The following is a 14,334-nucleotide window of genomic DNA, read 5'->3' as shown; positions in this document are numbered from 1 at the left end:
CACCTGCGGAGCTCAGGGCCGGGTGACCCGGACCTGGTAGCTGCCGTTGCGCAGTTCGCCCACGACCGAGACCGAGATGCCCGACTTCTCGTCGGTGAAGGTCTCGCCCGGCCGGAACGGCGCGTCGGAGAGCTCGGCGTGCACGTTGGAGCGCCGGGTGCATCCGCCGCTGGCGTCGGAGCTGTCGGAGACGGTGACGGGCCCGCGGCCGGTGTCCACCTCGGAGTCCACCTTGTAGATGAGCACGCCGGGTTTGCAGACGGCCTCGTCGTTCCCGGCGCGGGTGCGCACCTCCACCGCGTACCCGGCGCTCTCCGAGATGGGGATGAAGGCCAGTTTGGTGCCGCCCTCCACGGCCAGCGGGCTCAGCACGTGGTCGCTGACCCCGGACTTCCCGGCGCAGCTGATCTGGTTGCTGTCGAGCCAGCCCAGCTTCCACTTGTGCCAGCCCAGCAGGTCGTTGTTGGCGCCCCAGTCCTCGCTCATGATGTCCCAGTGCCCCACCGTGCCGCCGCCGTCGGCGGTGTAGAGGTCGGGCAGGCCGAAGACGTGCCCGTTCTCGTGGGGGAGCACGCGGTAGCCGGTCTCCCGGTAGGAGCCGGAGCCGTCGTCCTGGCGGCTGTAGACGAAGGACGTGTTGGAGAGCGGGACTCCGTCGGCCATCGGGGCCTCGCCGTTGCCGGAGAAGGTGACGGAGAGGACGGTGTCGAGGGCGGAGGGCCCGGCGTTCGGGGTGACCAGGATGTTGATCAGGTCGTACCGGGAGAAATCGACCTCGGCGTCGGAGGCCTTGATGATGTGCTCGACCAGCTGGCGGTAGCCGGGCTCGTACGCGGAACCCCGCTCTATCCCGTACGCGGCGAACGGCATCGGCATCCGCAGCCAGTTCTTCAGCGGCGCCTCGGCCCGGTAGGTCAGCCGCCCGTAGGAGCTGATCCGGAACCAGTCGGAGGTCTGGGGGAAGAACTCCGCCATCCGGTCGGAGGCCGTCCCCTCGCCCTTGGCGTCGGGGAAGTCGATCATCAGGTTCAGTGCCCGGACCTCGCCGGTCGAGCGCGAGTACCCCGGTGCGGTCGGCAGCCCCTCGGACATCTGCACGCCCATCGCGCCGGCGATCCGGCAGGGGGCGAGCATCGATTCGGCGCTGGTCGCGCCCACCGGCCCGGCCGCCGAATGGCTGCGGCTGGATATGCCGGCGCTCGCCGTGGCCGTGATGCCGAGGGCCAGCGCGGTCATGCCGATGTAGACGCTGGTGCGGCTTGGCTTGCGTATCCGGTGGCGCGTCTGCGGCATGGAGATCGGCCTTCGGGTCCGCGGCAGCCGGCCGGGTCCGGACTGCGCTCTGTGGGCTCACCCTCCGACGGCTGGGGCGGGCTCGCGCGCCGGAAGAGGCCATACGGGAACAAACCGGACCAAAAGACACTCTCTGGTGTGACCCAGGTCACACGGAAGAGTGAAATAAGCGGGGACCCTCTCCCCGTTTGAACCAGAGTCCCCGTGAACCGGGGAGCTGCTCCCCGTTTCGAGAGGAACGCACGAGCGGCCCACCCGCATCGCGCGCCACGTGCCAGGGAGCCGTCCATGAAGAGCCCCACCACCACCGATCCGGCGGCCCTGCCCGTACCGGACCCGGAGGCCGGCCTCGACCTCGCGGCTCCGGCCGCGGGCACGGGCGCGGGCACCGAGGGTGCCGCGGGGACGTGCGTGGGGTCGGCCGTGGCCGCGGCCATGGGTACGGCCGTGGCGGCAGCGGTGGGCGCCGCCGCGGGCAAGGTCAAGGCGGCGGGCAAGCGCGCCAAGCGCGCCGGGACCGGCTCCGGGACCGGCTCTGCCACCGGCTCCGACGCGGTCCCGCGTCCGCGCGCCGACGCCGTCCGCAACCGGGAGCGCATCCTGGCCGCCGCCCGCGACGTGCTCGTGGAGTTCGGCCCCGCCGCCCCCCTCGACGAGATCGCCCGCCGGGCCGGGGTCGGCAACGCCACCCTCTACCGGCACTTCCCCGACCGCCCGGCCCTGATCCACCACGTCGTGCTCTTCGGCATGGACCGGGTCACCGCCCTGGCCGTCGACTCGCTCGCCGAGGAGCCGGACGCCTTCGCCGCCCTGCGCCGTTTCACGCACGCGGCGGCGGACGAGCGGATCGGAGCCCTGTGCCCCGTGCTCTCCAGCGACTTCGACCACGACCACCCCGAACTGGTGGCCTCCCGCGAGGCCCTGGAGGAGGCGATCGAGGCCCTGCTGGCCGCCGGCCGCGCCTCCGGACTGCTGCGCACGGACATCGGCGTCGGCGACCTGATGATCGCGCTGTCGCAGCTCAGCCGCCCCCTCCCGGGCACCGGCTGCTTCGACGCGGACCTGTTCGTCCACCGTCATCTGCAGCTGTTCCTCGACGGGTTGGCGGCCCCGGCCCGCTCCGAGCTGCCGGGCTCGGCGACCACGCTGGCGGACCTGAGGCGGAAAACCATGTGACGACCCCGGGTCGCGCCCTCTAGCGTCGTAAAACCGCCCTAATTATCCGTTTTCAGTCATCTCGCACCATGAAGTGGGTACCCCCATGTCAAAAACAGCCGCGAACCCGCAGCTGGCCGGCCCTGACCCCAGTCGCTGGAAGGCCCTGGTCTTCATCGCGCTGGCGCAGCTGATGGTCGTCCTCGACGCCACCATCGTGAACATCGCCCTGCCGTCCGCCCAGACCGACCTCGGCATATCCGACGGCAACCGCCAGTGGGTCATCACCGCGTACGCGCTGGCCTTCGGCGGACTGCTGCTCTTCGGTGGCCGCATCGCCGACAAGTGGGGCCGCAAGAACGCCTTCATCGTCGGCCTGATCGGCTTCGCCCTGGCCTCCGCGCTGGGCGGCGCCGCCCAGGGCGAGGCCATGATGCTGGGCGCCCGCGCCCTCCAGGGCGCCTTCGGCGCACTGCTCGCACCGGCGGCCCTGTCGCTGCTCGCCGTCATGTTCACCGACGCCAAGGAGCGCGCCAAGGCCTTCGGCATCTACGGTGCGATCGCCGGTGGCGGTGGCGCCGTGGGCCTGATCCTCGGCGGAGTCCTCACCGAATACCTGAACTGGCGCTGGACGTTCTTCGTCAACATCCCGTTCGCGGTCGTCGCCGCCGTCGGCGCCTGGATGATCATCCGCGAGCCGGCCGGCGGCCGTAACCGCGCCCCGCTCGACATCCCCGGCGTCGTGCTGTCCACGACCGGTCTCGTCGCCCTCGTCTACGGATTCACCCGCGCCGAGTCGGCCGGCTGGTCGGACGGCCTCACCGTGGGCATGTTCATCGCCTCCGTCGTGCTGCTCTCCGCGTTCGTCTTCGTCGAGGCCCGTACGAAGCACCCGCTGCTGCCGCTGCGCGTCCTGCTGGAGCGCAACCGCGGCGGTGTCTACCTCTCGCTGGGCCTGGCCGTCATCTCGATGTTCGGCCTGTTCCTCTTCCTCACCTACTACCTGCAGGTCGTCAAGGGCTTCTCGCCCGTCACGACCGGCTTCGCCTTCCTCCCGATGATCGTGGGCATGATCACCGGCTCCACGCAGATCGGCGCCCGCCTCATGACGCGGGTCCCGCCGCGCCTGCTGATGGGCCCCGGCTTCATGGTCGCCGCCACCGGCATGCTGCTGCTGACGCAGCTGGAGGTCGGCTCCTCCTACCCGGCGCTGATCCTCCCGGCGCAGCTGCTGCTGGGCCTCGGCATGGGTACGGCGTTCATGCCCGCCATGTCCCTGGCCACGTACGGGGTGAACCCGGCCGACGCCGGTGTCGCCTCCGCGATGGTCAACACCTCGCAGCAGGTGGGCGGCGCGATCGGCACCGCCCTGCTGAACACGATCGCCGCCTCCGCGACGACCGCGTACCTGACCGACCACGCGGCCGAGGCCGCGGCGGGCGGCCCGGCGGCGCAGCTGATCCAGGCCCAGGCCATGGTGGAGGGCTACTCCTCCGCGATCTGGTGGGCGGTCGGCATCCTGGTCGCCAGCTCGGTCATCGCCCTGACCCTCATCACCACGGGCAAGCCGGGCGCGGGCGGCCCGGTCGCCGAGGGCGCGGACGCCGATGTGAAGGTCCCGGTGATCGCCCACTGACCCGCTCGGGCCCCGCTCCGGGGTGGGTACGGGAATGACTGATGACCCCGCATCGTTCAAATTTGAACGATGCGGGGTTAGTCTTTCTGTGGCGGCCCGCCGTGACGATTCCTGGAGCTCCTGATGCCGACGCCCGAAGCCCTCGCCCCCGTCCGGATGCCGGCCCTGTACCTGAGCCACGGAGCCCCGCCCCTCGCGGACGACCCGGTCTGGCCCGGCGAACTGGCCGCTTGGTCGGCGGACCTGCCCCGACCCCGCGCGATCCTGATGGTCTCCGCCCACTGGGAAGAGGCCCCGCTCGCCCTCGGCGCCACCGAACCGGCCCCGCTCGTCTACGACTTCTGGGGCTTCCCCGAGCACTACTACCAGGTCCGCTACGAGGCCCCGGGCGCCCCCGAGCTGGCCGCGGCGGTCCGCAAACTCCTCAAGGCCCCCGGCACCCCCGTCCAGGACATCCCCGACCGCGGCCTGGACCACGGCGCGTACGTCCCGCTCGTGGAGATGTTCCCCGCCGCCGACATACCGGTGCTCCAGATATCCATGCCGACCCTCGATCCGCGCCGCCTGATGGAGATCGGCCGCAAGCTGGCCCCCCTGCGCGACGAAGGCGTCCTCATCGTGGGCAGTGGCTTCTTCACCCACAACCTGGCCGCCCTGCGCCACACCGGCCCCGGCGTCCCCGCGTGGTCCGCCGAATTCGACGCCTGGGGCCACGAGGCCCTGGCCGCTGCCGACATCGACGCCCTGCTCGACTTCGAAGCCAAGTCCCCGGCGGGCCGCCTGGCCCACCCCCGTACGGAACACTTCGCCCCGCTCTTCGTCACCCTGGGCGCCGCGGAGTCCGACCTCGCCACCCCCACCACCCCGGTCTCGGGCTTCTGGATGGGCCTCTCGAAGCGCTCCCTGCAATTTGGCTAGCCGGCAGCTCTGGTGCCCCAGCGGCTCGGCGTACGCGCCGGAGTCGCTGGTCCTCGCCGTCCGCGAAGGCCTCGATGGCCCCCCGGCCTACCTCCCCGCCCCGCGCCCGGCGGCCGAAGCCCTGGCCGAGCTCGCCGACGGGGTGGAACCGCGCCGCCTGCTGCGCCTGGCCTCCCACTGCGTCCCGCACTGCCTCAACCGCACCGCCGACACCTGCACCCTGGCCACCCGCCTGACCTCGCCCCCGGCCGCCCCGGCCCCGCTCCCGCCCTGCCACCTCCGCCCGGCCTGCAAGTGGTGGACCCAGTCGGGCCCACCGGCCTGCCACGCCTGCCCGGACGTCGCTACGCGCCACCCCGGGCCGGACCGGTGATGTCCTCCCCGATGGTGAACCCCTTGGCTGGGCCGGTCGGGATCGCGACCGGGGTCCCGTATGCCGTCCGCGACTCGTCCTCGTAGACGGCCTTCCCGGGGTTGGGGGAGGTCAGCACGGTGACGGTGCCGCCGTCGTCGAAGTCGTCGATCAGGACGTACATGGGAACGGCCGCCCGGGCGTAGTCGCGCCGCTTGCGCGTCCGGTCGCGCGTGATGTTGTCGCTTCCGGGGGAGACGACTTCGACGATCAACGCTACGGCGGAGGCGTCGACCCCGAGACCGTCTTCGGTGACGTGCCCCTCGGTGTCGTCCAGCGCGACGAACAGATCGGGGATCCACACCTTGCGTCGGTGGATGACGTTCATGTCCTGGCGAGCGGCGAACTCGCTGCCGGCGAGGAACACGACGAGCTGATCCCTCAGGCGATTGACGATCCGGCCGTGTGAGTAGCGACCCGTGGGTGACACCTCGATGAACCCCTCGACGATCTCGGCGTGGTAGCCCTCGGGGAGTTCCATGGCCTTCCATGCCCGCCACAGGACGTCGTCAAGGTCCGACGGGGGAGTCGCGACCTTCGGCATAACGGCCTCCAGCGTCTCGTGGGCGAGAGCGGTCATGTGCAGCACCTCCTCTGAGTGTGGGCGCCGCCGGCCGGACGGCACAAGCGACTCTCCGATGCTCGGGGACCCGCCGCCCATGCCGCAGGAATATGCCGCTCCTTCACTCGGACGGTGAGCTCCTCACCGGCCGAGGCAACCAGAAGCCGCCGGGGATCGTCTCCTGGGGTGAGAGTGCAGCCTGGGACGGCGCTGTCCCAGGGGCGAAAGCGGCCGTGTCAAGTGTGACGGTGGTCTCACGGAGCGCCGATCGCACCGGCCCGCCAGTCCATCGCGGCGGCCGTCGATCCCCGCCCTGACCTGCACCTCTTCGAGCCCGAAGGCCTCGCGGATCCGACCGGATCGGGGGACGGCGGGGCAGGATACTGCAAGATCTCGAAAAAGAGGGAGCGACGTGGGAATTCTGTCCCGATTCCAGTCGTTGTTTCCTTCGGAAGCGGGCACTCGGGAGAGTGTCCAGGCAGCCGCACCACCGCGACCGAACTCATCGCAAGGGAGCACGCATGGCAACCCGCGCCGTCGCCCGTCGTCAGTCCACGAGCAGCGCTCGCGCTGTGGGCGGGGAGATCGCAGACCGCGACCTGGTCGGCATGTACCTGGACGAGATCGCGCGCACCCCGCTGCTCGACGCGGCCAAGGAAGTGGAGCTCTCGCAGATCATCGAGGCGGGCGTGTACGCCCAGCAGATCCTCGACGGTGCGATAGAGCGCAAGGGCAAGGAGCCCTCCCAGGAGGAGCTCGAAGCCCTGGCGGCCGAGGGTGAGCGCGCCAAGGAAGTCTTCATCCGCTCCAACCTCCGCCTGGTCGTCGCCGTGGCCCGCCGCTACCCGCGCAGCGGACTGCCGCTCCTCGACCTCATCCAGGAGGGCAACGCCGGCCTGGTCCGCGCCGTGGAGAAGTTCGACTACGCCAAGGGCTTCAAGTTCTCCACGTACGCCACGTGGTGGATCCGCCAGGCCATCACCCGCTCCATCGCCGACCAGTCCCGCACCATCCGCCTGCCCGTCCACCTGGTGGAGGAGCTCGGCCGGATCCGCCGGGTCCAGCGCGAGTTCAACCGCGAGAACGGCCGCGACCCGGAGCACGCGGAGATCGCCGCCGAGCTGGACACGACGGAGAAGCGCGTCGGCGACGTCCTGGACTGGGCGCGCGACCCGGTCAGCCTGAACATGGGTGTGGACGAGGACGGCGACACCCAGTTCGGCGACCTCCTCGAGGACACCTCGGCCATCTCCCCGGAGCAGTCCGTCCTCTCCCTCCTCCGCAGCGAGGAGCTGGAGGACCTGCTCGGCAAGCTGGACCAGCGCACCGCGTCGATCATCAAGATGCGCTACGGCATCGAGGACGGCCGGGAGCGTACGCTGACAGAGGTGGGCAAGCAGCACGGCCTGACCCGCGAGCGAATCCGCCAGATCGAGAAGCACGCCCTCCTCGAACTGAAGAAGATGGCCCGCGACACCGGCTTCGACGCGGTGGCCTGACCGGCCCCAGCCGAAGCCCCACAGACGAGCCCCCGGCGCCTATCCCCCCCAGGCGCCGGGGGCTCCCTTGCACCCCGAGGGCCGTTTTGGTCCGAGGCCCGAGGCTTTGCAGCCGTCCGGGGTTTGTCTTTTCAGCCGTCCGGCGTTTGAGGACCGGGGTCTGGGGCGGAGCCCCAGGATCCTTCAGCCCGTCCGGCGTTTGAGGACCGGGTCCGGGCAGCACCCGGGGCCCTTTCAGCCCGTCCGGCGCTTGAGGACCGGGTCCGGGCGGAGCCCGGGGAACGGTGGAAGGGCGGGTAGGGGACAGCCCCGCAGGGCCCCGGCTACGGCTGGGCCGCCATCAGCCGCGCCCCCAGCACCCGCGCCGCCTCCACCAGCGCCTCCGGCCCGTGCACGGTGAACGGCACCCCCACCAGCCCCAACCGCGCCACCAGCCAATCCGGCGAGTCGGCAGACTCGAACCGCACCCGCACCGCGCCCGACTCCGCCACCCCGGAACCCGGCTCCGCCACCACCCGCTCCCGCAGCCACCCCGGTAGCACATCCCCACCACCCGCCCCCGCGAAGGTGACATCCACCAGGTAGGTCCCCCCGCCCCGCAACCCCCTCCGCACGAACTCCTCCGCATCCATCGGCAGCTCCCGCTTCGCGAACCGCACCCCCGTCGCGAACGGCTCGCTCACCCGGTCGACCCGGAAGGTCCGCCAGTCCTCGCGCTCCATGTCGTAGGCCACGAGGTACCACCGGCTCCCGGTGCTGACCAGCCGGTACGGCTCCACCAGCCGCCGCGAGGCCACCCCGTCCCGCGCCCGGTAGGCGAACCGCAGCCGCTCCGGCCCCGCCACCGCCGAGGCGATCGCGGTCAGAGTCCGCGGATCCACGCTCGCCCCGTCCCCCCGGGCCACCGCGACCGTCGCGGACTGCAGCGCGCCCACCCGCCGCCGCAGCCGCCCCGGCAGGACCTGTTCCAGCTTCGCGAGGGCCCGTACGGAGGCCTCCTCCACGCCCTCGATCGCATGCCCGGCCCCCGCCCGCAGTCCCACCGCGATCGCGACGGCCTCCTCGTCGTCCAGGACGAGCGGGGGCATCGCCGCCCCCGCCACCAGCCGGTAGCCGCCCTCCGCGCCGAGCGTGGCCTCCACCGGATACCCCAGCTCCCGCAGCCGGTCGATGTCGCGCCGGATCGTACGGGCGCTCACCCGCAGCCGCTCGGCGAGCTCGCTGCCGGGCCACTCGCGCGGGGTCTGGAGCAGGGAGAGGAGGGAGAGGAGGCGGGCCGGGGTATCGGTCATGCTTCAAAGGTGCCAGCCAAATAGGACACCAACTGACCTACATGCCGTCTAGGTTTCTCTTCATGAGCACCGAGACGACCCAGTCATCGCCCGAAGGAAAGAACGGGCCCGTACAAGAAGAGCGGACCGACCCTCCCGCAGAGACCACCCCGATCACCAAGGCCGGCGACGCCGGCGAGAGCGTCATTCCCGGCGAGGGAGGCGAGCCCGAGGCCCCCGCCGACCGCCGCCGCTGGATCGCGCTCGCCATCGTGATGACCGCCGCCTTCATGGACCTGGTCGACGTCACGATCGTCAACATCGCGATACCCCGGATGCGCGAGGACCTCGGCGCCTCCACCAGCGCCATCCAGTGGATCACCGCGGGTTACGCACTCGCCTTCGCCGCAGGCCTGATCACGGGCGGCCGTCTCGGTGACATCTACGGCCGCAAGCGCCTCTTCCTCATCGGCATCTCGGGCTTCACCGCGGCCTCGCTGCTCTGCGGTCTGGCCCCCAGCCCCGACGTGCTCGTCGCCGCCCGCATCCTCCAGGGCGGCATGGCGGCGATGATGGTCCCGCAGGTGCTCGCGATCATCCACGTCACCTTCCCGCCGCACGAGCGCGGCAAGGTCTTCGGCCTGTTCGGCGCGATCATCGGCCTCGGTGCCGTCTCCGGCCCGATGCTCGGCGCCCTGCTCACCGAGTGGAACATCGCCGGTCTCGAATGGCGTCCGATCTTCCTGATCAACCTGCCCGTCGGCATCGCCGGCGTGATCCTGGGCCGCAAGTTCATCTCCGAGTCCAAGGCCCCCAAGGCGCTCCGCCTGGACCTGGTGGGCGTGGTGCTCGCCACCCTGGCCCTGGTCATGCTGATCTTCCCGCTGACCCACGGCCGTGAGAACGACTGGCCGGTGTGGGGCTTCGTCTGCATGATCGCCTCGCCGGCGGTCTTCGGCGTCTTCATCGCCTACGAGAAGTACAAGATCCAGAAGGACGGCTCCCCGCTCGTCGAGCTCTCCCTCTTCAAGGTCAAGAGCTTCGCGGGCGGCATCGCCGTCCAGCTGACCTTCGGCATCGCGACCGGCATCTTCTTCCTGGTCTGGACGCTCTACATGCAGATGGGCCTCGGCTGGGGCGCCCTGAAGGCCGGTTCCACCGGCATCCCGTTCTCGATCGCCGTCTCGGCCGCCGCGGGCATGTCCGTACAGAAGCTCGTCCCGCGCTTCGGCCGCAAGGTGCTCCAGGCCGGCGCGCTGGTCATGGCCGCGGGCGTGCTCCTCTACATCTGGGAGTCGGACCGCTACGGCATGGCCATCACCTCCTGGCAGATGGCCGCCCCGCTGATCGTCATGGGCGCCGGCATGGGCCTGATCATCGCCCCGCTGACCGACACCGTGCTCTCGGAGGTGCCGCGCGAGCACGCCGGCTCGGCGTCCGGGCTGATCAACACCACCGGCCAGATGGGCAACGCGCTGGGCCTCGGCCTGACCTCCGTCGTCTACTTCGGGTTCATCGAGGACGACCGGGTCTTCGGCCCGCCCTACGTGGACGCGTTCCACAACGCCATGTGGTGGGTCGTGGCCGTCCTGGTCGTGATCTTCTCCGTGATGTTCATGCTGCCGCGCAAGGCCGTCCCCATGGCCGAGCGCGAGGGCGGCACGGAGTACGCCGGCTAGCACCGACGCCTCACCCCACTTACGGGCATGTCCGCTTCTGTTGGCGGACATGCCCGTTTGTTTTGTTTTCAGACGCAAACGGGCGTACTCTACGAAGGAATCCACAGAGTCGGGCATCGAACGGATCTGAAACCACATGTACGCACCGGAGCGCCAGCAGGAGATCCTCCGCCTCGCCCGCGAGGCGGGCCGGGTGGACGTCCTCTCCCTGGCCGAGCAGTTCCAGGTCACGGCGGAGACCGTGCGCCGCGACCTCAAGGCCCTGGACCGGGCCGGGCTCGTGCGCCGGGTGCACGGCGGTGCCATACCGGCCGGCCGCCTCGACTTCGAGCCGGACCTCACCGAGCGCGAGGCCACCGCCGCCGACGAGAAGGACCGCATCGCGGCCGCCGCCCTCGCCGAACTCCCCGAGACCGGCAGCGTCATCCTCGACGCGGGAAGCACGGTGGCCCGCCTCGCCGCAGCCATCCCCGTCGACACCGCGCTCACCGTGGTCACCCACGCGCTGCCCGTCGCCGCCCGGCTCGCCGACCACACCGGCATCGACCTCCACCTCGTCGGAGGCCGGGTCCGCCACCGTACCCGCGCCGCGGTCGACGCCTGGGCGCTGCGCGCCTACGCCGAGATCCGCGCGGACGTCCTCTTCCTCGCGACGAACGGCTTCACCGCCGAGGGCGGCCTGACCACCCCCGATCTCGCCGAGGCCGCCGTCAAGCGGGCAGCGATGGCGGCCGCCCGCCGCGTCGTCCTCCTCGCCGACTCCGCGAAGGCGGGCCAGGAGCACTTCGCGTGCTTCGGCACCTTCGCCGACGTCGACCTCCTCATCACGGACCAGGGGCTCAGCCCCGCCCACAAGGCGGCGATCGAGGCCGCCGGTACGGAAGTTGTGCTCGTATGATCCTCACCGTCACCCCGAACCCCTCCCTCGACCGGACCTACGAAGTCCCCGCGCTGGACCGCGGCGAGGTGCTCCGCGCGAGCGGCGACCGGGTCGACCCCGGGGGCAAGGGGGTCAACGTCTCCCGCGCGGTGGCCGCCGCGGGCGTCCGTACGACGGCGGTCATGCCGCTCGGCGGTGCGCCGGGCACGATGATCGCCGAACTCCTCGGCGCCCAGGGCGTGGACGTCACGGCGGTCTCCATCACCGGGCAGACCCGCTCCAACATCTCCCTCGCCGAACCGGACGGCACCCTCACCAAGATCAACGCGGCCGGCCCGGCGCTGACCGCCGAGGAATCCGCGCTCCTCCTGGAAACCGTCCGGACCTGCTCGGGCGGCGCCGCCTGGATCGCCTGCTGCGGCAGCCTCCCGCGCGGCCTCGGCCCCGAGTGGTACGCCGAGATCGTGACCCGGGCCCACGCCGCGGGCGCCCGCATCGCCCTGGACACCTCCGGCCCGGCGCTGCTCGCGGCGCTGCCGGCCCGCCCGGACGTGATCAAGCCGAACGCCTCGGAGCTCGCGGCCGCGGTGGGGCGGCCCCTGGCCACCCTCGGCGACGTGCTCAAGGCCGCGGAGGAACTGCGCGCACGCGGCGCCGCCGCGGTCCTGGCCTCCCTCGGCGCGGACGGCCAGCTCCTGGTCTCCGAGGAGGGCGCCTACTACGGCACGGCGGCCGTCTCCTCGGTCCGCAGCAACGTCGGCGCGGGCGACGCGTCCCTCGCCGGCTTCCTGATCGCGGGCGGTACGGGCCCTGCGGCCCTGGCCTCCGCCCTGGCCCACGGCGCGGCCGCGGTCCAGCTCCCCGGCAGCGCCATGCCGGCCCCATCCGACCTGCGCCCCGACGCGGTCCACATCACCCAGGACCTGCCCCTGGACCTCCCTCTGTCCGAAATGAGCGACGAGCGATGAGCGAGATGATCACCTTCGAACTGGTCGACCTCGACCTGTCCGCCGAGTCCAAGGAGGGGGCGGCACGTGCCCTCGCCGAACGGATGGTGGCGCTGGGCCGGGTCACCGACCTGGACGGCTTCCTGGCCGACGTGGCGGCGCGCGAGGCCCAGATGCCGACCGGCCTGGAGGGCGGCATAGGCATCCCCCACTGCCGGTCCGCCCACGTCACGACCCCCACCCTGGCCTTCGGCCGCTCCCCCTCCGGCATCGACTTCGGCGCCCCGGACGGCCCGGCGGACCTGATCTTCCTGATAGCCGCCCCGGCAGGTGCCGACGACGCCCACCTCTCCATCCTCTCCACCCTGGCCCGCCGCCTGATGCGCCCGGACTTCGTCGCAGCCCTCCGCGCGGCGGCCACCCCGGAGGAAGCCGCGGCCCTCGTGGCGGGCGAGCCGAATCCAGCCCCTCCGGCCACCAACCCAGCCCCTCCGGCGCCCAATCCAGCCCCTCCGGCGTTTGAGGAGCGGGGGTCCGGGGGCGGAGCCCCGGTTTCGGGAAGGGGCGGGGTGGGGGAGAGCCCCGCAGGGCAGCCGTTCCGCATCGTGGCCGTCACGTCCTGTCCCACCGGGATCGCGCACACCTACATGGCCGCCGAGGCCCTCACCCAGGCCGCGCAAGCGGCGGGCATCGAGCTCACGGTCGAAACCCAGGGCTCGGCCGGCTTCACCAAGCTCACCCCGGAGACCATCGCCGCCGCCGACGCGGCAGTCTTCGCCCACGACGTCCCGGTCAGGGAAAGGGCCCGCTTCGCCGGCAAGCCCACCGTCGACGTCGGCGTCAAGGCCGGCATCAACCGCCCGGCCGAACTCCTCCAGGAGGCCCGCGCCAAGGCGGAACGCGGCGAGACCGCCCCCACCACCCCGACCCCGGTCGAAGAGGCCGGCGACCCCCAGGACGGCTACGGCGCGAAGCTCCGCACCTGGCTGATGTCCGGCGTCAGCTACATGGTCCCCTTCGTCGCCGCCGGCGGCCTCCTCATCGCCCTCGCCTTCGCCATCGGCGGGTACGAGATCAACAACGCCCCCTCCGTGGCCGAGCACTTCGTCTGGACCGAGGCCGCCAGCTGGGCCGCGCTGCTCTTCCAGACCGGCGGCCTCGCCTTCGGCTTCCTGGTCCCCGTACTCGCCGGCTACATCGCCTACGGCATGGCCGACCGGCCCGGTCTCGTCCCCGGCTTCGTCGGCGGCGCCGTGGCCCTGACCATCGACGCCGGCTTCCTCGGCGGCCTGATCGCCGGCCTCATCGCGGGCGGCACCGTCCTCGCCGTCCAGCGGCTGAGGATCCCCACCGCCCTGCGCGGGATCATGCCGGTGGTGGTCCTGCCGCTCATCGGCTCCGCCGTCACCGCGTTCCTGATGTTCCTGGTCGTCGGCAAGCCCGTCGCCTCGCTCCAGCGGGCCCTCACCGACTGGCTGTCGGGCCTCTCCGGCGCCAACGCGATCATCCTCGGCGTCATCCTCGGCCTGATGATGTGCTTCGACCTCGGCGGCCCGCTCAACAAGGTGGCCTACGCCTTCGCCATCGGCGGCCTCGCCACCCCCAACGAGGGCAGCCTCAAGGTCATGGCGGCCGTGATGGCCGCCGGCATGGTGCCGCCGCTGGCGATGGCCCTGGCCACCACGGTCCGCGGCCGGCTCTTCTCCCAGTCCGAGCGGGAGAACGGCAAGGCCGCCTGGTTCCTCGGCGCCTCCTTCATCAGCGAGGGCGCCATCCCGTTCGCCGCGGCCGACCCGCTGCGCGTGATCCCGGCCTCCATGATGGGCGGAGCCGTCACCGGAGCGCTCTCGATGGCCTTCGAGTGCACCCTGCGGGCCCCGCACGGCGGCATCTTCGTGATCCCGCTGATCGGCAACCCGCTGCTCTACCTGATCGCGATCGCCGCCGGTACGGCCACCACCGCCGGCCTGGTCATCCTCCTGAAGGGGATGCGCAAGCAGGCCGGGGCCGCCGCAGCGGCGCCCCTGCCGGCTCCCGCCCCGGAACCGGCGAAGGTCACCATCGCAGCCTGACGGCCGCCCC

The 14,334-nt window shown here is 71.8% G+C and carries 12 protein-coding genes; 9 read left to right on the top strand and 3 right to left on the bottom strand.

The window, feature by feature from the left end; translation table 11 throughout:
- Positions 1–12: 12 nt before the first annotated feature.
- Entirely contained in the window at positions 13–1,293 is a 1,281-nt protein-coding gene (locus NLX94_RS28650; protein WP_254385984.1) for a M6 family metalloprotease domain-containing protein, read from the bottom strand.
- A gap of 459 nt (positions 1,294–1,752) precedes the next feature.
- On the opposite strand from NLX94_RS28650, the gene NLX94_RS28645 reads away from it, so the two are divergent.
- From NLX94_RS28645 to NLX94_RS28630, 4 genes are all read left to right on the top strand, one after another.
- Entirely contained in the window at positions 1,753–2,469 is a 717-nt protein-coding gene (locus NLX94_RS28645) for a TetR/AcrR family transcriptional regulator (RefSeq protein WP_374684043.1), read from the top strand.
- Between the two features lie 85 nt (positions 2,470–2,554).
- Entirely contained in the window at positions 2,555–4,084 is a 1,530-nt protein-coding gene (locus NLX94_RS28640; RefSeq protein WP_254385983.1) for an MFS transporter, read from the top strand.
- A 123-nt stretch (positions 4,085–4,207) separates the two neighbouring features.
- Positions 4,208–5,002 carry a dioxygenase gene (locus NLX94_RS28635; protein ID WP_254385982.1) on the top strand — a complete coding sequence of 265 codons (795 nt, stop codon included), beginning with the start codon at positions 4,208–4,210 and terminating at the stop codon, positions 5,000–5,002.
- Entirely contained in the window at positions 4,995–5,375 is a 381-nt protein-coding gene (locus tag NLX94_RS28630; RefSeq protein ID WP_254385981.1) for a hypothetical protein, read from the top strand. Before NLX94_RS28635 ends, NLX94_RS28630 begins: the two co-directional genes overlap by 8 nt.
- Here the strand turns inward: NLX94_RS28630 and NLX94_RS28625 are convergent.
- On the bottom strand, positions 5,347–5,994 hold the full coding sequence (locus tag NLX94_RS28625; RefSeq protein ID WP_254385980.1) for a Uma2 family endonuclease: 648 nt from the start codon (positions 5,992–5,994) through the stop codon (positions 5,347–5,349). The genes NLX94_RS28630 and NLX94_RS28625 overlap by 29 nt on opposite strands.
- Positions 5,995–6,497: 503 nt before the next feature.
- On the opposite strand from NLX94_RS28625, the gene NLX94_RS28620 reads away from it, so the two are divergent.
- On the top strand, positions 6,498–7,475 hold the full coding sequence (locus tag NLX94_RS28620) for an RNA polymerase sigma factor RpoD/SigA (RefSeq protein WP_254385979.1): 978 nt from the start codon (positions 6,498–6,500) through the stop codon (positions 7,473–7,475).
- A 323-nt stretch (positions 7,476–7,798) separates the two neighbouring features.
- Here NLX94_RS28620 and NLX94_RS28615 read toward each other — a convergent pair whose 3' ends face one another.
- Positions 7,799–8,767 (bottom strand): YafY family protein, encoded by a 969-nt coding sequence (locus NLX94_RS28615; RefSeq protein ID WP_254385978.1) that lies wholly within the window; start codon positions 8,765–8,767, stop codon positions 7,799–7,801.
- Between the two features lie 254 nt (positions 8,768–9,021).
- On the opposite strand from NLX94_RS28615, the gene NLX94_RS28610 reads away from it, so the two are divergent.
- From NLX94_RS28610 to NLX94_RS28595, 4 genes are all read left to right on the top strand, one after another.
- A complete protein-coding gene (locus NLX94_RS28610; protein ID WP_374684042.1) occupies positions 9,022–10,425 on the top strand; it encodes an MFS transporter in 1,404 nt (467 codons plus the stop codon).
- Positions 10,426–10,561: 136 nt separating this feature from the next.
- On the top strand, positions 10,562–11,323 hold the full coding sequence (locus NLX94_RS28605; protein WP_254385976.1) for a DeoR/GlpR family DNA-binding transcription regulator: 762 nt from the start codon (positions 10,562–10,564) through the stop codon (positions 11,321–11,323).
- Positions 11,320–12,273, top strand: a complete 954-nt coding sequence (gene pfkB / locus NLX94_RS28600; RefSeq protein ID WP_254385975.1) for a 1-phosphofructokinase — start codon at positions 11,320–11,322, stop codon at positions 12,271–12,273. Before NLX94_RS28605 ends, pfkB begins: the two co-directional genes overlap by 4 nt.
- The gene (locus NLX94_RS28595) at positions 12,270–14,324 is read left to right on the top strand and encodes a fructose-specific PTS transporter subunit EIIC (protein ID WP_254385974.1); all 2,055 of its coding nucleotides are present in this window, start codon (positions 12,270–12,272) and stop codon (positions 14,322–14,324) included. The genes pfkB and NLX94_RS28595 overlap by 4 nt, the downstream gene beginning before the upstream one ends.
- Positions 14,325–14,334 lie beyond the last annotated feature (10 nt).

The sequence above is a fragment of the Streptomyces sp. TBY4 genome (assembly GCF_024213195.1).
Lineage (GTDB): Bacteria > Actinomycetota > Actinomycetes > Streptomycetales > Streptomycetaceae > Streptomyces.
Note: the sequence above shows the minus strand (reverse complement) of the source record. Positions and strands in the feature narration are given on the sequence as shown.